At 46.2% G+C, this 21166-nt stretch carries 20 protein-coding genes; 9 read left to right on the top strand and 11 right to left on the bottom strand.

The annotated features are described in order from the left end of the window. Positions 1-124: 124 nt before the first annotated feature. The 11 genes from ric to G3570_RS12915 form a co-directional block, all read right to left on the bottom strand. Positions 125-868, bottom strand: a complete 744-nt coding sequence (ric, locus tag G3570_RS12865; protein ID WP_165143006.1) for an iron-sulfur cluster repair di-iron protein — start codon at positions 866-868, stop codon at positions 125-127. Positions 869-964: 96 nt separating this feature from the next. Further along, the gene (gene ppdK / locus G3570_RS12870; RefSeq protein WP_165143008.1) at positions 965-3634 is read right to left on the bottom strand and encodes a pyruvate, phosphate dikinase; all 2670 of its coding nucleotides are present in this window, start codon (positions 3632-3634) and stop codon (positions 965-967) included. An 11-nt stretch (positions 3635-3645) separates the two neighbouring features. After that, positions 3646-5022, bottom strand: coding sequence for an oxygen-independent coproporphyrinogen III oxidase (gene hemN / locus G3570_RS12875; RefSeq protein WP_165143010.1), 1377 nt, complete (start codon positions 5020-5022; stop codon positions 3646-3648). A 114-nt stretch (positions 5023-5136) separates the two neighbouring features. Beyond that, a complete protein-coding gene (locus G3570_RS12880) occupies positions 5137-5928 on the bottom strand; it encodes an ABC transporter permease subunit (RefSeq protein WP_165143012.1) in 792 nt (263 codons plus the stop codon). After that, positions 5925-6635: an ABC transporter ATP-binding protein gene (locus tag G3570_RS12885; protein WP_165143014.1), complete on the bottom strand. Its 711-nt coding sequence runs from the start codon at positions 6633-6635 to the stop codon at positions 5925-5927. The genes G3570_RS12880 and G3570_RS12885 overlap by 4 nt, the downstream gene beginning before the upstream one ends. Continuing rightward, the gene (locus G3570_RS12890; RefSeq protein WP_165143016.1) at positions 6632-7876 is read right to left on the bottom strand and encodes a nitrous oxide reductase family maturation protein NosD; all 1245 of its coding nucleotides are present in this window, start codon (positions 7874-7876) and stop codon (positions 6632-6634) included. Before G3570_RS12890 ends, G3570_RS12885 begins: the two co-directional genes overlap by 4 nt. A gap of 36 nt (positions 7877-7912) precedes the next feature. Then, entirely contained in the window at positions 7913-8350 is a 438-nt protein-coding gene (locus G3570_RS12895) for a nitrous oxide reductase accessory protein NosL (RefSeq protein WP_165143018.1), read from the bottom strand. A gap of 18 nt (positions 8351-8368) precedes the next feature. Further along, on the bottom strand, positions 8369-8959 hold the full coding sequence (locus G3570_RS12900) for a hypothetical protein (RefSeq protein WP_165143020.1): 591 nt from the start codon (positions 8957-8959) through the stop codon (positions 8369-8371). 83 nt (positions 8960-9042) lie between these two features. Further along, positions 9043-11016 (bottom strand): Sec-dependent nitrous-oxide reductase, encoded by a 1974-nt coding sequence (gene nosZ / locus G3570_RS12905; RefSeq protein ID WP_165143022.1) that lies wholly within the window; start codon positions 11014-11016, stop codon positions 9043-9045. A gap of 24 nt (positions 11017-11040) precedes the next feature. Further along, positions 11041-11535, bottom strand: a complete 495-nt coding sequence (locus G3570_RS12910; protein WP_165143024.1) for a c-type cytochrome — start codon at positions 11533-11535, stop codon at positions 11041-11043. A gap of 145 nt (positions 11536-11680) precedes the next feature. Continuing rightward, on the bottom strand, positions 11681-12133 hold the full coding sequence (locus G3570_RS12915; protein WP_249067090.1) for an RrF2 family transcriptional regulator: 453 nt from the start codon (positions 12131-12133) through the stop codon (positions 11681-11683). A gap of 200 nt (positions 12134-12333) precedes the next feature. On the opposite strand from G3570_RS12915, the gene G3570_RS12920 reads away from it, so the two are divergent. Genes G3570_RS12920 through G3570_RS12960 form a run of 9 tightly spaced genes read left to right on the top strand, consistent with a single transcriptional unit; the run spans position 12334 to position 21105 of the window. After that, positions 12334-12777 carry an RrF2 family transcriptional regulator gene (locus tag G3570_RS12920; RefSeq protein WP_165143026.1) on the top strand — a complete coding sequence of 148 codons (444 nt, stop codon included), beginning with the start codon at positions 12334-12336 and terminating at the stop codon, positions 12775-12777. Positions 12778-12793: 16 nt separating this feature from the next. Then, entirely contained in the window at positions 12794-15241 is a 2448-nt protein-coding gene (locus G3570_RS12925; protein ID WP_165143028.1) for a heavy metal translocating P-type ATPase, read from the top strand. Beyond that, positions 15232-15423: a cbb3-type cytochrome oxidase assembly protein CcoS gene (gene ccoS / locus G3570_RS12930; protein ID WP_165143030.1), complete on the top strand. Its 192-nt coding sequence runs from the start codon at positions 15232-15234 to the stop codon at positions 15421-15423. Before G3570_RS12925 ends, ccoS begins: the two co-directional genes overlap by 10 nt. Next, entirely contained in the window at positions 15423-17621 is a 2199-nt protein-coding gene (gene ccoN / locus G3570_RS12935) for a cytochrome-c oxidase, cbb3-type subunit I (RefSeq protein ID WP_165143032.1), read from the top strand. The genes ccoS and ccoN overlap by 1 nt, the downstream gene beginning before the upstream one ends. A gap of 8 nt (positions 17622-17629) precedes the next feature. After that, a complete protein-coding gene (locus G3570_RS12940; RefSeq protein ID WP_165143034.1) occupies positions 17630-17824 on the top strand; it encodes a cbb3-type cytochrome oxidase subunit 3 in 195 nt (64 codons plus the stop codon). Then, complete coding sequence (locus tag G3570_RS12945) at positions 17821-18438, top strand: cbb3-type cytochrome c oxidase N-terminal domain-containing protein (protein WP_165143036.1); 618 nt, start codon at positions 17821-17823, stop codon at positions 18436-18438. The genes G3570_RS12940 and G3570_RS12945 overlap by 4 nt, the downstream gene beginning before the upstream one ends. A gap of 55 nt (positions 18439-18493) precedes the next feature. Next, positions 18494-19957 (top strand): cytochrome c oxidase accessory protein CcoG, encoded by a 1464-nt coding sequence (gene ccoG, locus G3570_RS12950; RefSeq protein ID WP_165143038.1) that lies wholly within the window; start codon positions 18494-18496, stop codon positions 19955-19957. Positions 19958-19961: 4 nt separating this feature from the next. Beyond that, complete coding sequence (locus tag G3570_RS12955; RefSeq protein ID WP_165143040.1) at positions 19962-20444, top strand: FixH family protein; 483 nt, start codon at positions 19962-19964, stop codon at positions 20442-20444. 1 nt (position 20445) lies between these two features. Continuing rightward, positions 20446-21105: a sulfite exporter TauE/SafE family protein gene (locus tag G3570_RS12960; RefSeq protein WP_165143042.1), complete on the top strand. Its 660-nt coding sequence runs from the start codon at positions 20446-20448 to the stop codon at positions 21103-21105. The last annotated feature ends 61 nt before the right edge of the window (positions 21106-21166 follow it).

Here is a 21166-nt window from a genome sequence, read left to right on the forward strand (position 1 = left end):
TCGATTCACTTTATCAATGCGGCGTACTATGAATCGCCACATTAAAAATGCCCGATGCGGAAGTACAGTGCAACCTCCGATCGGGCATCTTCCTTCGCGTCAACTTACCTGTTGCCTGTAGTTTTTACACGGTATTTAGTTCCTTTTCCATTTCCAGCGCTTTTGGAAACAGAATATTATTTTCAAGATGAACATGCTTATGCAAGTCATCTCTAAAGGCCTCAAGGTTCTGGAAGTATACCTGGAAGGTTGTACAGGCATCTTCGGGTGGGGTGAAACTTTCACTCATTTTTTCGAGTCTTGCCATGAGATTTCCTGCTTCGTCATGCTCATCTTCCATCATGGAAATTGCCTGAGCTGCCGTTCCATTATTAGGTCGACCAACCTTTATGTCCTTACCATTCTCAGATCCGGATTTAAGAGCATTTTCCATTTTCTTTATATATGGAAAAAGAATTTTCTCCTCGGCCTCTAAATGGGACAGCATCTCGTCTTTTAAAATTAAAAAAGTTCCGAGCATTTCATTTACTATTGGATACGTTTTCCCATGTACTTTGGCCACCTTGTTGGCATAAGATCGTATCTCAGGAAGCTTCGTTCGCACGAAATGATGATGGTTGTTGATGATATAATCAACCAGGAATGAGGGGGACCAGTCTTTATAATTGTGTTCTTCTTTTCCCTTTTGAGACAAACTATTTATCTCTTCAAGGAGTCGATCCACATCCAGCCCTTTCCGTTCGCAGGCATCACTCAGTTTTTTCTTGCCTCCGCAGCAAAAATCGAGACCGTATTTTTTAAATACGCCTGCTGTCCTGTAATCATCGGTTACAATTTCTCCAACCGTCAGTTCTTCTAATGCACTCATATAATTTATTTATACCTTTTTATCTAATTTATGATTCTAATTGTAGGGGCGTTATATATAACGCCCCTACAATTTTTTATTTATTCGATTCTAAATTTATGCGACTACTCGTTCCGGCTCCTCATATTTGGAAGCGGTCAATTTTGCCTGGGCAGCTGCCAATCGTGCAACCGGCACCCGGTATGGTGAACAGGATACGTAGTTCAAGCCAAGATTGTAGCAGAAACGTACACTGGAGGGGTCACCGCCGTGCTCACCGCAAATACCCACCTTCAGATCCTTTCTGGCCTTACGTCCTTTCTCGGTGGCCATTTTAACCAGCGAGCCCACCCCTTCTTCGTCAAGTATCTGGAAGGGGTCATCTTTGAGGATGCCCTCTTGCATGTATATTTCCAGGAACTTGCCTGCATCGTCACGGCTGTAGCCGTAAGTCATTTGGGTAAGGTCATTCGTACCGAATGAGAAGAATTCAGCCTCCTCAGCGATCTTGTCGGCTACTATAGCCGCGCGGGGTATCTCAATCATGGTACCCACTTTGTATTCAACCGATTCACCGGCCTCTTTAAATACTTCCGCAGCTACGTGATCTACAACTTCATGCTGGTGAATAAACTCTTCGGATGTACCGACCAAAGGAATCATGATTTCCGGCAGTACGGTTTTTCCTTGCTTCTTCAGGTGAACCGCTGCTTCAAGAATAGCGCGGGACTGCATTTCCGTAATTTCCGGATAAGTAATACCCAGACGGCAACCGCGATGACCCAGCATGGGGTTGAACTCTTTAAGCAATCTGATTTTGCGCTTGAGATCTCTTAGGGGAATTTTAAGCTCTTTGGCCAGGGACTCAATCTCCTCTTCCTCATCAGGGAGAAACTCATGAAGTGGCGGATCGAGCAGGCGAACCGTAACCGGCAGTCCTTCCATCGCATCGAAAATATCGATGAAGTCCTGTTTCTGATAAGGCAGCAGGCTCACAAGGGCTTCACGACGCTCGCTTTCGGTTTCCGAAATAATCATTTTACGCATCGCCTTGATACGTTCTTCGCCGAAGAACATATGCTCGGTACGGGCAAGACCTATACCCTGGGCACCGAATTCACGGGCTCGTTTGGCATCTTCAGGTGCATCCGCATTGGTACGGACGGCCATATCGCGGATTTCATCCACCCAGTTCATAAAGGTGTGATAGTTTTCGCCGAATGAGGGCTCTTCTACCGGCTTTTTGCCTTTGATGACAATACCGCGGGCACCGTCAATGGAGATCCAGTCGCCGGCCTTTACGGTAACTTCACCGTTGGTAAAGGATTGTGATTCGTAATTTATGACGATGTCGTCACAACCTGCGACACAGGGTTTGCCCCAGCCTCGTGCTACAACAGCAGCGTGACTGGTCATGCCACCCCTAGAGGTAAGAATACCTTCGGCAGCTGACATTCCGCCTACGTCTTCCGGACTTGTCTCTATACGAACCAATATCACCGCTTCGCCTTTCCCATGCTCTTCTTCGGCTTTATCTGAATTGAATACAACCTTACCGACCGCGGCGCCGGGAGAGGCAGGGAGCCCTTTACCGATAATTTCATCTTCAGAAATATCTGACTGGTTCAGCTGAGGGTGCAGAAGTTGATCCAGGTGACCGGGTTCAACAAGTTTCTGAACCGCTCCTTTTTGAGATATAAGGCCTTCATCCACCATATCAACTGCAATCTTCACAGCAGCCACACCGGTTCGTTTCCCATTTCGGGTTTGCAGTATAAACAGCTCACCTTGCTGAATGGTAAACTCAATATCTTGCATATCCTGGTAGTGCTGCTCCAGCTTTTCGGTCATTTCTACCAGCTCCTCGTAGCTTTTCGGCATATCATCTTTAAGCTCATCGATATTTCGAGGTGTACGAATACCGGCAACCACATCTTCACCCTGTGCATTGACCAGGAACTCACCATACAGTTCATTGGTACCGTCAGCCGGATTGCGGGTGAAGCAGACACCGGTAGCACAATCTTCTCCCATGTTACCGTAAACCATGGCCTGCACGTTTACTGCCGTTCCCAGAAGTCCGGTAATGCGATTGATCTTGCGATAGGTTTTGGCACGTTTACTGCTCCATGAACCGAAGACAGCGTTGATAGCATGATGCAACTGTTCGTTCGGATCCTGCGGAAACATATATCCCGTACTCTTTCGATATACAGCCTTGTAGCGATCCACAAGTTCTTTCAACTCTTTTACACCCAACTCCGTATCGAGCTCAACACCCTCTTCATCTTTAAGTTTCTGCAATACTTCTTCAAACTCTTCGTGGTCAATGCCCATCACAACATTACCGAACATATCGATAAAGCGGCGATAGCAGTCAAAAGCAAAGCGGGTATTGTCAGTTTTATTTGCCAAACCCTGTACCGAACGGTCGTTCAAGCCCAGGTTTAACACAGTGTCCATCATACCGGGCATTGACTTTGCGGCACCGGACCGAACAGATACCAGCAGAGGATCTTCGCTATCCCCGAACTTCAAACCCATAAGTTTTTCAAGCTTCGCAACACCTTCCTGTAGCTGCGCTTCCACGCCTTCGGGCCAAGCTTCATCGTTTTCGTTATAAAATTTGCAAACCTCGGCCGATAGGGTAAATCCCGGAGGGATAGGTAAACCTATAGAGCTCATTTCAGCAAGGTTGGCTCCCTTTCCGCCCAGTAAATCCTTCATTGATTTATCGCCTTCGGCACTACCGCCGCCAAATGTGTATACATATTTTTTTGAATCCATAATGTTATCCTCTATACGGTTTTTGAAAATGAGCTGTCTTTTTTCGCTGCCTGTAAATACCGGTCGAAACACATTGCAATATTTCGCAGAAAAAGTCGCCCCTGTTCGGTAATCCTGATTTCATTTTTAGTTATTTGTACAAATCCATCATTCTGTAACGAAGCCAGTCTTTGCAGGCTATCACTAAAATACTCTTCAAAAACTATGCCCCATTTTTCCTCCATTTCATTAAATGAGAGGCCCATCCTGCACATAATTCGCATAATTGCATCTTTCCTGATCTTGTCGTCCTTGCAAAGCTGCAATGTTTTAGCCACCGGCAAGGTTTGGGTATTCAATGCCTCATAGTAATCGTCGAGCTGCTTGTTATTCTGCCAATAGTAGTCGCCTACGTTTGATATGCCAGACATTCCGAAAGCGTACAGGTCGGCCCCGGAATGAGTACTATATCCCTGGAAATTGCGCTGTAAGGATCCGTCGTCCATAGCTTTGGCCAGCTCTTCATCCTCACGTGAAAAATGATCCATACCGATAAAACGATAGCCGTTTTCGGTGAAGTAGGATATTCCCAACCGCAGCATGGCGAGTTTTTCATCCGTGCCGGGCATCTCATCTTCATTGAGAAGTTTCTGGGCAGGCATAAGCCTTGGTATATGCGCATAGCTGTACACGGCCAGGCGGTCAGGTTTCAGTTTCAGTACATCATCCATGGTTTGCCTGAACATATCTAGAGTCTGACGTGGTAGTCCATAGATCAGATCACAGTTCATGGAGTCTATTCCCGACTGTCGGAGCCATTCCGCCACTTGTAGCGTCTGCTCAAAAGGCTGAATCCGGTGAATGGCTTTCTGCACCTCCTCATTGGTATCCTGAACGCCCAGCGAGGCGCGATTGCAACCGATATCCCGAAGCGCCTTAATATGTTCTTTGCTGCAGCGGCGGGGATCAATTTCAACACCGAACTCCGTGGATTCGGTAAGGATAAATCGACTTTGAATGGCTTCACCCAGACGCAGCAGCTGTTCCGGCTTCAGAAAAGTGGGGGTCCCCCCTCCGAAATGAATTTGAATTACTTTTGAATCCGAATGTAACAGACTGGAAATGATGTCCATCTCCCTTTCCAGGTAATCGAGATAGAGGTCACCGCGATCCCTATCCCTGGTGATTACTTTTGTACACCCGCAGTACCAGCATAGCGAAAAGCAAAACGGGATATGGAAGTAGAGGGAAATCTCGCGCGCAGTACGATTGTGCTTCTCCAGGTAGCTTAAAAGTTTTCGGCGTCCGCTTTCCGTCGTTTCCTTGAATTGCACTGCTGTAGGATACGAGGTATATCGCGGACCCTGAACATTGTATTTCTTGATAAGATCCAGACTAACTTCTTCCATAATCATCATGTATTATAGAACACAGATTTTACGGGCAAAGCTGATCGCTGCAGATTATTTACAATAATAATATATCCGCAGCAATCAGTCACCTCCGTTTTATCTGTATTCCATTTAAAAATCTTTCTTATTAAACAGTCGCAATCCCAGCCAGGTCGGTGATATCACCCAAAGCATCAAAAAGCCTATGGATACTAAAAGTCCCAGGTAACTGCCAAAAAACCGGCTGAATACCGCTCCCGTATATCCCATCAAAGCAGAGATATCAAAGTTAAGCAGCACACCTATTCTGGCCAGGTCTATGGGATTGATGATCGACATCCCGATCATTGCTTTCTCAAGCGGGTAATCGCTAAAGGTGCTTACCACCAGCAGGATCAATCCGTCGTATAGAACCGCCAGGAAGAGCCAGCTCAGCAATGCGTATCCAAAACCCTTGACCCTTTCGTGGAAGTACTTCAATCCGAAAAGGTACCCTATGGCCACAAAGATCAACGAAAGTGCAATACCAAGACCAAATACCGTGCCAATAGTTGCCCAGCCGGCTTCTATCCACGCGCCCGAATAGAATAGCGGTAACCCCGCGCCGACCACAAAGGCCAGGCAGAGCGGTATGGCCAACCCACCGTACAATCCTGCAAATAAACTCTTTCTATCCAAAGGTTGGGCCAGTAACAGTTCTACAAACTCACGGGACTGGTACAGGTAAATCACTCCGTAAATCAGGCTCACCAGCGGAACAAATAATAGCATGATGTTGGAGAGACTCATCAGGGCTTTCGGCCCTCCTCCGCCGAAGCGAATCAATGCATCAGTCAATACAAGGTAGATCAGTGCATAGCCGATCAGCCATTTATCACGGAATAAATCTTTCCATTGGTATGAAATTATAGTCAGTGCTTTCATGCTGCTGTATCCTCAAGTATTTTTGCGACAGCTCCTTCCAGACGCTGCTCTTCATTATCGCTAATAAATTCACTTTGCTTTCCGTGGTAACGCACCCTGCCTTCTACCAATAGTACCAGGTAATCAGCCAGCTCTTCAATTTCACTCATGATGTGCGTTGTCAACAGGATAGTCTTGCCTCGATCTTTTTCCCGTTTTATCCATTGCTTGAACCGGAAGCTTGATTTGGGGTCCAAACCCGCGGTTGGTTCATCCAGTATCAGAATAGAGGGATCAAACATCAGGGCAATCAAACCGCCCACTTTCTGCTTGGTGCCGCCGGATAATGTTCTCAGGGCCTTGTTCATCTCCTTCTCCAGCTCGAAAAGTTCAATAAGCTCTTTTTCAAATACCGGCTCTTCCCCACGAATTTTGATGATGAAATCAATCAATTCACGAACCTTCATATTTTCGGGATATTGAGCCATCTGAGGCATGTAACCGATATCTTTGCGGTATGCATAGGTGCCGTTGAGCCGGATATCATTAATCTCAATAGATCCTTCATCCGGTTTAACCAATCCCAGCAGGTGTTTGATCAGTGTGGTTTTGCCTGACCCGTTAGGACCTACAATACCGGTAGCCTGACCCTCAGGAATCTTAAGCGTCAAATCATTGAGCACCTGCAGGCTGCCAAAACTTTTGTTCAATCCTTGAATATGTATCATTGTATTCTTGCCATTTGCGGCTTTTTATCTACCAGCTCTTCCGGAGTCAATACCGGCATAAGACGTTCTGCTGCATCCAGTATGCCAATCAGCATGCTGCGCATCAAAACCAGCACTTCGGGCTGCTTTTCAATGATAATTGAGAAAAGCCGTACCGGACGATAGGGTACGTCGCCTACACCGTCCCTGTCGAGGTCGTAGCCCTCGTAATGACTCCAGTAGTTCCGGTTAAAGATGTTAAAGTTCTGACGGCTGTTGGTAGCCACATCAAAACTGTTTTCAACAAAGTTATTTCTCACAAATTGGTTGTCCATTGAGTTAGCCATGACCTTTACAGCCCACCCGTTATTGACAAACTCATTTTGTTTAATGCGATTGCGGCTGGACGCTTCCATGTAAAGAGCGACGGAATTATTTTCAAAGCGATTGTTATAGACCTCACTCTCTCTGATCTCTTTCATCAACAGCCCGTATGCCGCCGACCCCCAGTTGTCTTCAAAATTATTTTCCGTCATGGTTACCTGGTCGGTATACATTACGGCCACCCCCGCACCGTTGTTCCTATATGTGTTTCTGGTAAATACACAGCGATCAGAAAACATAAAATGCTGACCGTAACGCAAGTTTTCCTCACTGAGATTGTCCCTGATGGTGACATCTTCAACAAATTCAAAATAAATCCCGTCTCTGTGGCCCCTCACGGTATTTTTTTCGATGGTGATATTCTTGCTATACCAGAGGTGAATGCCATTACCCGACTGGGTCTCCCGTTTCGAAGAAGCGGTCAGGATATTGTTTCTGATGATGGTATCTGATGTGTTCGATAGATAGATACCAAAGAAATTATCTGTCAGCGTCACGTTTTCTATCAGTCCCCCCTTAACCTTTTCATACAGAATGCCGGCGTTATCTTCCATGAAACTGATGCCGGCATTTCTCACTTCAATGTTTTTTAAGGTCACATTATCGGAACGCACAATCAGCACATACCCCTCACCTTCAGCATCAATAATGGCCCTGCCGCTACCCTCAATGGTCAGCGGCTTGTTGATGGTGATATTGCGTTCGGTATAAATACCCTCAGTAAGTATGATCGTGCTATTGGAATCCGCTACTGCTACCGCTTCGGTTAGACTGGAAATATCTCCATTCGGGGATACCGTGATATCTTGTGCAGAAGAAAGCTGCGCTATTGCCATTATTCCGCACAGGAATAGTATCTGTTTTATATTCGCCCACATAATGTTCAATCCTTAATATTCAACCGTTATCGGCTGTTATTTAACGATGCTCTGCCATGCAACCGGTTCACCCGGATACTCCGACAGATGTTCGTTCATTGCATCTTCGTTTTCAAAAGCCAGCAGGGACTCTCCCATCGGACTTTTTACTACTTCACTTTTTACTATGTTTGCTTTGCCCACTTCAATCCACGAACCGGGATTGTTAAAATCACTGACCCACATCTTGGCGGTTTTCAGTTCTGATTTATGCTCTTCGGTGTAATCGGCCAGGCACTCAATAGCGTCGAATTTTATTGACTTTCCGGTATCGGTTACTATTTGGGAAGCAAATCGGTTATTGGTAATCATCATCTTGCAATGCGCACATTCATCACTTCCATAATGAACCTCATCCGGCTTCTGACTGCATGCTGTCAATAAAGCCAGCATTCCGACAATTGCACTGATCGATATGCTTTTAAGTTTTCTCATCTATTCTAAGGTAGCGATCTATGAATTTTTTTCGTCTTTTCCTTCGACTCTTTCCCGCCACCATACCAGTCCGGCCAGGACCATGGATGCCAATGCAAAAAAGAAACCTGTATGAGGCAGAGAAACGGCATTAAAGTTGAGCAGGGCTTTACTTCCAATCAGTGGTGGCTGATAGGTCATACCGGGCACTTTGATGGCTGCATTTGGATTCAAGTTATGGCCATAATCATACTCCCAAAGATAAAAATCGACTAACCCTGCTACTGCCAGAAGCATAAAGAGTATCAGCCATGTCATTACCCACTTTTTGTTGCCCCAAATGGCCACAACCAATCCCGTCACAATCAGGAAGGCAATGATAGGCGGCATATACTTAAGTTCAGCAATAGAATCTGGCTCAATTTTCTTCATGCCTATGTAGTGATTTAAACCGTTGATATTTTGCAGATCCTGAGGTTGCTTTCCTTCAATGGTATGAATATGAATATTCAGGCCTATTCCTTCCGGGTACTGCGGGGCTTCCAGCGAGATGCTCCAAATAGGTAAGAAATAGAGCGCTATTAGCAATAAAGCCGCAATCGCCATCGTGATTCTGTGCTTTGTCTTCATTTTGACCTCATTCTACAATTCAATTTACTTTTATAAAGAGGAGGGGAACTTTCACATCCCCCTCCACAAGGATTGAGGTCAAATTATTGACCTGTTCCGTAGGCGATTTCTACGTCTGAACCTTCAGGGGAAACTCTGATATATCCCTGCATCTCCTGGTGCAAGGCCGAACAGAAGTCGGTGCAATAGAATGGTATCACACCAACTTTTTTAGGCTCCCATACAATGGTGCGGGTTTCTCCCGGCATGATGAGGAGTTCGGAATTATTCATCCCTTTCACAGCAAAACCGTGTGGGATATCCCAATCCTGTTCCAGATTGGTGATGTGGAAGTACACCTTATCTCCAACCTTTACACCCTCAATATTGTCGGGTGCAAAGTGGGTACGGATGGTGCTCATATAAATATGAACCTCGTTTCCATCCCGCTCTACCCTTGTTTCATCTTCGCCTTTCACGGCATCCGGGTGATTATTTTCTTCCAATTTATAGAACTGGGTCTGATTAGGTCTCACCAGGTCGGCCGGTATTGCCTGAGCATAGTGCGGCTCACCCTCAGTGGGGAAGTCCAGCAACAACTTCATCTTTTCACCTGAAATATCAATCAGCTGAGCTGAATGGAACAGTTCCGGACCGGTTGGCAGATAGCGATCTTTGGTTATCTTATTCAAGGCTACCAAGTATTTGCCCCATGGCTTCTGGCTATCACCGCCCGGAATCATCAGGTGTCCCGGTGAATAATAGGTCTGGATTCTGTCAAGCACCTGGGTTGTCTCCAGATCCCATTTTACAATCTCCGAGGAGATAAATGCTGTAGTGTACGCATTGCCACGGTCATCAAACTCGGTGTGCAACGGACCCAAACCCGGGTTTTCAACTTCACCATGGAGAATAGCGTCGTAATTTAGCACGGGTATGCCGTCTATCTCACCTTCAAATTCCTCGTTCTCAATAGCCTGAATCATTTTTTCGAATGAGTGTACCGGAATCACCGTAGAAAGCTTACCTCCCGCTACGATATACTGTCCTGAAGGATCGACATCCACACCGTGTGGTGATTTGGGGGTTGGAAGGAAATAGATCAACCCTTCCAGCTCACGAGGATCAAGTACACGAACTTCTTCAATCAATTCGCTCTTGGCTGTATGAGTGTCATGATCTACATAGTTGCGATAGTGCTCTCCTTCTACCATACGTCCTTCACCCGCAGCTGCATATTCAGCGGCTTTTCGCCAGTTAACAGCAGCAATGAAGTCCTTGTCATTTTTAGATGCATTAACTTCCAATAGTGTATGAGCCTGTTCACTGTTGTAGCTTGTAAAGAACGACCATCCGTCTGACGGACCTTTGCCGGCATGTGACAGGTCATAGTCAAATCCCGGTACCAGGATCTGGAAATCAATACCCATCTTTCCATCATCACCGACTTTGATAAAGGATAGAGTTCCTTTGAAATGCTCAGAGTATTCACTGATGGGCACATCTTCATTGTTAAGGTTTTCATCATCCATTGGAATGCTGAAACGAGTAGCTGCAGAAACGTATTCGGTATTCGGTGTTACGAAGGAAGAAGCATGGTTCCCGGCAGAATTCGGGATCTCAATAATCTCATCCGTGGTAAAGGTGCTCAGATTGATGCGCGCCACTCGCGGGGTATTATTCTCGTTGATAAATATCCAGCGTCCGTCTGGCACTCCATCGGTCTGGGAAAGTTCGGGATGGTGGGAATCGCCCCATGGTACGAATCCATGAGTGGTATTCAGCATCGGCTTGGACTCTTCTGAGTAGCCGTAAGCATTGGTTGCTTCCTGCGAAAATACAGGAATTGTATACAGGTGTCTGCCGGAGGGAATGCCATAAACACTAAGCTGACCGCTGTATCCACCCGACATGAATCCGTAAAATTCATCGTACTCGCCCGGTGCTACATATACCTTCTGTGCTGCATCGGCGTTGGCACCAAGTTGTTGTTGGGATGGACAGCCGTACATCAGCATGCTGAGAATGACTATCACCGGTAAACCCCATAGAAGTGATTTGAAGTTTGCTAGTTTCATAATTTACCTTTTGTTAAAGTTAGCTTAGTTATTCTGTTCGTTTTGTTTGTCGGATTGTACAGAAGCCAGGTACTCTACAATGGCCCGGGCTTCCTCCTTGCTCACATTCTGAAATGTCATCTGATTCATATATTGCTGAAGCATCTTTCTTGCCTCAGGGTGCTTCTTAGTCATCTCTACAGGGTTCAGTATCATATTCATGACATAGGTTGGTGTCCTTTTCTCAAGAACATCACCAAGCGGGGGACCTACATAGCCTTGATCCATTTTGTGGCAGGCTGAGCATTTGGTTCGAAAAATCTCCTTGCCCGTCTCTACCATTTCACTGTTGATTTCTCCGACCTCAACGACTTCATTTACCGGTCCCACGCCATGCTGCTGTTCAAACTCAGTAAGCCCGGATGACTCCTGAGCAGATGCGTTTTGCTGTTCGCCTCCATTTCCTGAGCCGCCGCAGCCCGCCAGCAGAAGCATGCCTGAAATGATTATTCCTGTTATATGTGCAACTATATTTTTCATTCTATTAAATATTTAAGAGTATTTTATCTTATTATTAGTTGTTTCAGTTTCATTAATCTCTTAGTACTCAACCAATTCGTAGCAAATTATAACCTATTGTTAGTTTTACCAGACCTTATGTAATTGACGAAAGCCATCTTAGTGCCTATTCCCATTCAAAACTTCCGTCGGCCGTAATCCTCAGATTCTGTTTCTTTCCCTTTTTTGCCAATTCCACCAGGTCGGTTTCCTCCAGCATCTTCCTAATACCGTCTCTGGCGTCGGCCCATTTGTCGTGCAAAGGGCAAGGCTTTTCAGTACCACAACCCGGCAATCCCAAGGCACATTCAGTAAAGACTTCTACACCATCGATCGCTGCGATTATCTCAAACAGGTTGACCTGTGAACCTGACTTAGTCAATCGCACTCCCCCATTGGGTCCTTTATATGATTCCATCAATCCGGCGGCAGAAAGTTGCTGCAAGATTTTAGTGAGGAAGTGAAATGAGATATTCAGCTTGTCACTCATTTCGCGGATAGAGACATAATCCTGATCCCGGTTCGACGCCAGGAACAGGGAAGCCCGCAACCCGTAAACGCATGACTTTGATAACAGCATGATGTCTATTTAATATATAAGAGTCTTTTGTCTTAATTTAAGGATGCTTTGAAATAACTGCAAAATTTTTTTCAATATTTTTTTTCACTCAAACTTAAAATTTAAGCCAATCCATATTGCTTCTAAATATAATCTCCCTTAAAATCGAAGTCTTATATTCGAATAGTGCTATTAGATTAATAAAAATGTCGGTTCCGTAGATGAAATTAATCTCCCAGGGTGCGCAGTACGCTATCTCTGCAATCATTGCTCTTTCCAAACAGCCTAAAGGCCAAACCGTTTCAGCTGCGGATCTCGCAAAGCCGTTGAACTGTCCGGCAGCCTATCTCTCCCAAGTGCTCTCCAAACTCAAACCCTCGGGTATACTGAAATCACAACGGGGACTCAAAGGCGGGGTATATCTCGCAAAAGCACCCGAAGAGATATTTTTGATGGATGTGATAGAAGCGATAGATGGCACCGAATTTTTTAAGAAATGTTTTTTGGGTATCGAGGGATGCGGTCATATTGAACCTTGTCCCTTTCATGAATTTTGGTCGGCAGAGCGAATAAAAATTCAGGAGTGGCTGAGCAACACGAGCTTTCTGGAAGTTGAAGAGTCGATGTCTGACGCCTGGTTTCACTTAAGACTTCAATACTCCTAAGTACTTCATCAAAACTATGAATACAGATACTCTCACAGATCAACGGACAGCATGTTTTCACTGCGGTGAAGACTGTAGGGAGGGTACGGTATATATAGATGACAAAGCGTTCTGTTGCAGTGGGTGTAAAATGGTTTATGAGATTCTTGACGAAAATGAACTCAACACCTATTACTGTCTTGAAAGTCAGCCCGGCATTTCATTTAAAAAGTATACGAACTCAGGACGTTTTGACTACCTCGACGACCTGCAAGTTATTGAAAAGCTCACCGATTTTAAGAACGACAATTACCGGACCGTCTCTTTTTACATCCCCAATATACACTGTACGTCATGTGTATGGCTGTTGGAGAACCTATACAAGCTAGATCCAGGTGTTACGAAGAGCTCTGTGAATTTCATGAAACGGGAAATCAGTATCTCTTTCAGAGATGATGAAACCGGGCTCCGATCCATTGTGGAGCTTTTGGCCTCTATAGGCTACGAGCCGGAATTACGCCTTGAAAAACTTGATGGCAAGAAATCACCCTCCCCCGACAGAAAGTTGTGGCTGAAAATGGGAGTGGCAGGTTTTGCCTTTGGCAACATCATGTTGTTCAGTTTTCCGGAATATCTTTCCGGCTCTACTTTGAACAACCAGGGTTCATTTCATACCCTGTTCGGCATACTAAACATACTGCTCGCAATTCCCGTGCTGTTTTATAGCGCCGGTGATTACCTGAAATCAGCCTGGGCTGCCATTAGCCAGGGAGGCATCAATCTCGATGTCCCCATATCAATGGGTATACTGGCTCTCTTTTCGCGCAGTGTTTATGAAATCAGCACCGGGATAGGAGCCGGATACATGGACTCCCTGACAGGACTGGTATTTTTTCTACTCATCGGTCGCATGATCCAGAAGAAAACATATGAACGGCTCTCCTTCGACCGCGACTACAAGTCATACCTCCCCATTTCCGTTACCGTTCAGGATGAGAACGGGAATGAGCGAACCCAATCTATAGACAGGTTGGAGGAAGGCACTACTCTCATTATCAGAAATCGCGAGCTGGTACCCGCTGATGCCGAACTGCAATCGGAAAAGTGCTTTGTTGACTACAGCTTTATAACCGGTGAATCGGAGCCGGTTGAGATTACCGAAGGAGAAACTATATATGCCGGCGGAAAAATCATCGGTCCTGCGGCCACCATGCAAACCGTAAAGAAGGTCTCCAACAGCTACCTCACAAAATTGTGGAATGATTCAGCATTTGATGATTCAATCCAAAGACCGGCTGTTAGCTCTTTGGCAGATAGAATTAGTCCACATTTTACCCTGGCTGTATTGATGATCGCCATAACCGCCGGACTGCTCTGGTGGCCGGTTAGTGTGGAAATGGCCATCACGGTCTTCACGGCCGTATTGATTATTGCCTGTCCTTGCGCCCTGGCACTTTCTACACCTTTTACACTGGGTTCGGCCCTAAACATATTTTCCAGAAACGGACTCTATATCAAAGGAATTGAAGTGATTGAAAAGCTGGCAAAGGCTTCTTCTATCGTATTTGATAAAACGGGCACACTTACAGAGGCAGATAATGCGGATGTAACCTTCCATGGAACACCTCTGACATCGCATGAGAAAGCAATGATCAAGTCAGCAGCTCAACACTCCATCCACCCGCTTAGCCAGAAGATTGCTGCCGGCTTGGAAGAAAAAGATCTTGGTAATGTTTCCCATTTTGAAGAAACCGTAAACAAAGGAATATCTGCTGAAATAAATGGCATTCAACTCAGGCTTGGTTCACAATCTTTTGTCGCATCTCATTTAAAAGAAGATACTATTCCGGAAACAGCCGCCGGGCGAGCTGTCTCTGTGGTTCATATTGCTATTGGCGGCCATTGGAAAGGATGGTTTGAGATAGCTAACAGTTATCGTAGCGGTATGGAGGAGATGCTGGATCGATTCAAAGAACGCTTATCAACCTATCTGATTTCGGGTGATAATGATTCACAACAGAAGCAGTTCGAACCCTATTTTCCGGCCCATGCTCTGCGCTTTGAACAAAGTCCTGAGCAGAAGCTGGATTTTATTCGCAGTCTCCAGGAGGATGGCGGTAATGTCATTATGATCGGAGACGGTCTAAACGATGCCGGTGCCTTGCGGCAAAGCGATTTCGGTATTGCCCTCACAGACAATATCAGTGCATTCACCCCGGCTTGCGATGCCATTCTCGACGGTAACTCTTTGAGTAAGATGAATCAGTTTCTCGATTTTTCCCAAGCCAGCATACGGGTAATTAAGCTGAGCTTTGGGCTTTCGCTGCTTTACAATATTGTCGGATTAAGTTTCGCAGTAGCAGGACAGCTTTCACCGCTGGTCGCCGCCATACTGATGCCTCTCAGCTCAATCAGTATCATGATCTTCACAACTGCGGGAACGCATCTGGCCGCTAAAAATACGGGGTTACTGACATGGAAGTGATATTTCTGCTAATCGGATTCAGCTTACTGGTGGCACTCATCTTTCTCGGCCTGTTCATATGGGCAGTTAAAGATGGGCAGTACGACGATTCTTACACACCGTCCATTCGCATTTTATTCGACAAACATACATCAAATACAAAAGAACAATCAACAAACACAACTAAAACAAATAACGATTAATGGCTGTAGATACTTTTTATTACGACAATGATATAGTCAAGAAGTTCGGGATAGCGACAGTCTTCTGGGGTATCATCGGGTTCCTCGTCGGTCTTACCGTGGCCCTGAAACTAATCTATCCGGATTTTCTCGGCTTCATACCGGAGCTCTCATACGGGCGACTGCGACCGCTACATACCAATGCGGTAATCTTTGCTTTTGCAGGTAACGCCATATTTTATGGTGTATACTATTCCCTGCCCAGGCTGTGTAAAGCAGAAATGTGGAGCAAAGCACTAAGCAAAATAAACTTCTGGGGCTGGCAGGCAATTATTCTTTCTGCCGTATTTACCCTTCCTCTGGGTATCACAACCAGTAAGGAATACGCCGAACTGGAATGGCCTATTGATATTGCTATTGCAGTAATATGGGTCATCTTCGGCATCAACATGCTGATGACAATCTGGAAAAGAAGAGAGCGGCATCTTTATGTGGCTATCTGGTTTTACATCGCTACTTTCGTCACCGTGGCCGTACTCCATATTGTTAACTCTATAGAGGTTCCGGCTACCATCCTCAAGAGCTACCCGGTATATGCCGGCGTTCAGGATGCCCTGGTTCAGTGGTGGTACGGGCATAATGCGGTGGCCTTCTTTCTTACCACACCCTTCCTGGGGATCATGTACTACTTCATCCCCAAGGCAGCCAATCGTCCGATATTTTCCTATCGGCTCTCTATTGTCCACTTCTGGTCGTTGATTTTTCTCTACATCTGGGCCGGTCCGCACCACCTGCTCTATACGGCACTTCCGGGTTGGGCCCAGGCACTTGGCACTGTCTTCAGCCTGATGCTGATTGCACCCTCATGGGGCGGTATGCTTAACGGCTTACTAACTCTTCGCGGAGCTTGGGATCGAGTTCGCGAGGACCCGGTTCTTAAATTCCTGGTTGTGGGTATCACCGCTTATGGCATGTCCACATTCGAAGGGCCGATGCTATCTATAGCCAATGTCAATGCTATTGCGCACTACAGCGATTACATTATCGGTCATGTACACCTCGGTGCCCTGCTTTGGAACGGTGGCCTGACATTCGCCATGCTTTACTATATCACACCACGCATTTACAAAACCGACTTGTACTCCATCAAACTGGCCAATGTACATTTCTGGTTTGCTACTATGGGTGCAGTCTTCTATGTGATCCCCATGTACTGGGGTGGAATCACTCAAAGCCTCATGTGGAAAGAATTTACCAGCGAAGGTCTGCTCGCTTATCCAAACTTCCTGGAAACAGTACAGCAGATTATTCCTATGTATGCGCTCAGAGCCTTTGGCGGCACCTTGTTCATCATCGGTGCCTGCTTTGCGGTTTACAACCTGTATCGTACAGCCAAGAGCGGACAGTTTGTTGCGGCTGAAGAGGATCAGGCACAACCGATTGCGGATCCTGCCGGAAACAGCAATGAGAAATGGCACCGTAGACTGGAAAGCCGACCGGTGCAATTTACTGCCCTGACCCTTGTAGTGATATTGATCGGCGGTATAATTGAATACGTGCCGACGGCACTCGTTGATTCCAACGTACCGACCATTTCAAGCGTCAAGCCTTACACCCCGCTGGAAATTGAAGGACGCGATATCTATATCGCCGAGGGATGTAATAACTGTCACTCGCAGATGATACGTCCTTTCCGCTCGGAGACCGAACGGTATGGGGAGTATTCCAAAGCGGGAGAATTTGTGTACGACCACCCTCACCTATGGGGTTCCAAACGTACCGGCCCCGACCTGCATCGCTCCGGTGGCAAGTATCCCGACTCCTGGCACCTGCGCCACATGCATGATCCTAACTCGACTTCCCCGGGCTCCATTATGCCCGCTTACCCATGGCTGCTTAGCCAGGAGATGGATATGGAGACCATCGACGAGCGGATTTCCGCCCTACGCGCTGTGGGCGTCCCCTATGCCGAAGGCTATGAAGACCAGGCATTGGAAGATCTGAAGGCCCAGGCTGACGAGATTACACAGGGACTGCATCAAGCCGGTTTCAAAGAGGTGGGAGGCATTGAAATCACCTCTGACAAGCAGATTATAGCCATTATCGCTTACCTGCAGCGTCTCGGAATCGATATCAAAGGCAATAATAATCCTTTTGAAGAGCTGCCATCCAGCAAGGTTCTGGGAACAGGCATGCTAGAACAGAAGGCACAAAATTAAAAGTCGACATGTATAAAGAGGTTTTACGATCAATAGAAGGGATTGGCATTTTCCCCAGCATATCACTGGTACTCTTCCTGGGCTTTTTTATCGGGTTGATCATCTACCTGGTAAAAAAAGGAAAGTCACATTTCGAAGATGTCTCCCGTCTGCCTCTGGAGTCAGACGATCCAATTGATAATCACAAACATAAAATATCATGAAAGTATTTGACGACGAGAAGGATAAGCTGCTGGATCACGAATACGACGGCATCCGTGAGCTTGATAATCATATGCCGGTTTGGTGGCTGTGGCTGTTCTATTTTACCATCGCCTTCGGTGTGGGTTATATGCTCTATTACCAGGTATTGGGATGGGGACCCACCCAGCACGAAGAATACCAGCAGGAAATGGCGGCTGCAGAAGCCCGATTCGGTTCACAGGAGCAGGAAGACCCGGTTGAAAGTTTCACCTGGACAATAAGTAATGATGAATCGGATATAGAAGCCGGCAGGGAACTCTACATGAATCCCAACCAGCTCTGCTTTACCTGTCACGGTAACAACGGTCAGGGATTGGTAGGACCGAACCTGACTGACGAGTACTGGATGCACGGCTGCCAGCCGCAAGATATTGCATCCAGCATCATCAACGGGTACCCCGACATGGGTATGCTGCCCTACGGCAGCGGTTCGAAGCTGAGCAATGAACAGGTTCAGCAACTGGTTAGCTATATTGCTTCCCTGCAAGGCACCGAACCCGACGGAGCCAAAGCAGCGGATATGAATCGAGCCCAGCCCTGTACCGAAGGTCCATTAGCTTCATCAGAATCATAATTTCATAAATTTATGACCCTGAACTCTGTTCAGGGTCACAGAAATACCCCAAATAATGTCCGTAGATAAAGATAAACGGATAGATCAAGATTCCTTCAGAGATCATTTGTCAACCGTAAACAAAGAAGGAAAACGAAACTGGATCTATCCTAAAGAGCCGAGCGGTAGATTTTACAAGGCAAGGAATATAGTAGCCGTACTGCTGCTGCTATTTTTCTTTTCCGGGCCTTTTATTACCGTTAATGGCCAGCCCTTATTGCTGCTGGATTTTCTGGAACGAAAATTTGTGATCTTCGGCATGGCCTTCTGGCCCCAGGACCTACACCTACTGCTCTTCGGAATGCTTGCGTTTATCGTATTCATCGTACTTTTTACGGCCATTTTCGGTCGGCTTTGGTGTGGCTGGGCTTGCCCCCAGACCATATTTATGGAAATGGTATTCAGGCGAGTGGAGTACTGGATTGAAGGAGACCGTTCAAGTCAGATCAGGTTGAACAGATCTCCCTGGAACTGGAACAAGATCTGGCGGAAAGGCCTCAAACACAGCGTCTTCTTCGGTATGGCTTTCCTGATTTCCAACCTCTTTCTAGCCTATATTATCGGAAAGGATCAACTGTTTACCATAATTACCGATCCTCCCTCCCAGCACCTTGCCGGACTCTCCGCGATAACAATTTTCAGCGGGGTGTTCTACGGAGTATTCGCTTTTTTACGTGAACAGGTCTGTCATTTCATTTGCCCCTACGGTCGAATGCAGTCGGTACTGCTCGACAATAACTCTATCAACGTGATGTACGATTATAAAAGAGGCGAGCCAAGGGGCAAGGTTTCTGAAAGAAACGATGTGGGCAGAAAAGCTACCGTTGAGGATTTGGGAGTGTCACCCATTACCGACTTCGGTGATTGCATTGACTGTAACCAGTGTGTAAAGGTTTGTCCCATGGGAATCGATATCCGCAACGGTACCCAGCTGGAATGCGTGCATTGCACGGCATGCATTGACGCCTGTGATGATGTCATGGAAAAGATTGATAAGCCAAGAGGGCTCATTCGTTACTCTTCTGAAAACGCCATCAGAAAAGATAAAGATAAGATTCTTACGCCCCGTGTTGCGGGGTACAGCGGAATATTAGCTGTACTGCTTATCACCTTTTTTACCCTCTTAAGTATGCGACCCGACACCGAAACATCCATACTTCGTCAACCCGGCACCCTGTTCCAGACTCTCCCTGATAATAAGTATAGCAACATTTATGAGCTCAGGGTGATTAACAAGACCTTCGATACCGTAAATTATGAGATTGACCTTGAAAGCCCGGAAGGGGAACTGAACCCACTAGGAAATTTCAAATCGGTACCTCCCCAGGGTTCTACTCAGGGACGCTTCCTGATCATTCTCCCCAGAGACGAGTTGGAGGGAGCTCAAACCGAACTTACATTCAATATCTATGCCGACGGAGAGCTGGTGGAGACTGTCACATCCGGTTTCATAGGTCCTGAACTTCAAAACGAAAATTAATACTATGAATAAACAATCAGAAAAGGATAAACCTAGCGGCTTCAGCTGGGATTGGGGCAAAGGCATTACCGTGGCCATTGTACTTTTTATCATATCCACTCTTTCCGTTGTCGCTTACGTGGTCAGTCTCGACTACCACATGGTAACCGAAAATCACTACGAAAGAGCTGTGAATTATCAGGAACATATAGACCGGGTTGAGCAGGCCTCTGCCATGAGCCAGCCCGTTCAAATTAAGCTGATGCCCGGTGACCGAATGGTCAGATTGCAATTCCCGAATAGTTTGGCCCTGGATAACCTGAAGGGAACCGTGGAACTATACCGGCCCAACGATTCTTCCATGGATCAAAAAATTGACCTGAATCTGAACCAAAACGGGATTCAGGAAATCAGCAGCCAAAACCTGGCCCGGGGAAAATGGCTGGTAAAAGTAAGCTGGTCGAGCAACGGGCAAAACTATTTTAAAGAAGAAAGTATCTTTTTATAAGATGGAAATATGGACCGCATTGGCAATAGGTTTCTTCGGCAGTTTTCACTGCATTGGCATGTGTGGTCCTATTGCCCTGGCCCTGCCGGGATCCGGGGGGTCGACATTTAAACTTATCTCGGGAAGGGCGTTCTACAATACCGGACGTATAGTAACCTATGCGCTGATGGGCCTCATCTTCGGACTGATCGGTCAATCTATAGCCGTGGCCGGTTTCCAAAAAGGGTTATCGGTAGTATTGGGAGTTATCATTATAGCCTCGGTGCTCCTGAAAAGCAGCTATTTTCGTGCCATCAAAAGCAAACTGGGAGCTCACACTTTCTATGATCATTTAAAGAAACAAATCGGTAAACTTTTTAAGAAAAGTGGTCTTTCCACACTTTTTACAATAGGGATTTTAAATGGGTTGCTTCCCTGCGGCTTTGTCTACATAGGGCTGGCCGGTTCTCTGACTATGGGAACCGTACTTGGCGGTACAGTTTATATGATACTGTTCGGTTTGGGAACTTTCCCGGCAATGATGGCGATGTCACTGGCACCGGGTTTATTCAGCATTGAAATGCGCAGGCGAATAAATAAAGCAGTACCGGTACTTGCCGTGATTTTTGGCATTTATCTCATTTATCGCGGACTCTTTATGGGGAATATGATGCAGTTGTAAAAATGACTTCTGTACAGGGAGCGTAAAAACCCCTACACGGGCAGTTCGAAAATTTTAATAG

Source organism: Halalkalibaculum roseum (assembly GCF_011059145.1).
Classification (GTDB): domain Bacteria; phylum Bacteroidota; class Rhodothermia; order Balneolales; family Balneolaceae; genus Halalkalibaculum; species Halalkalibaculum roseum.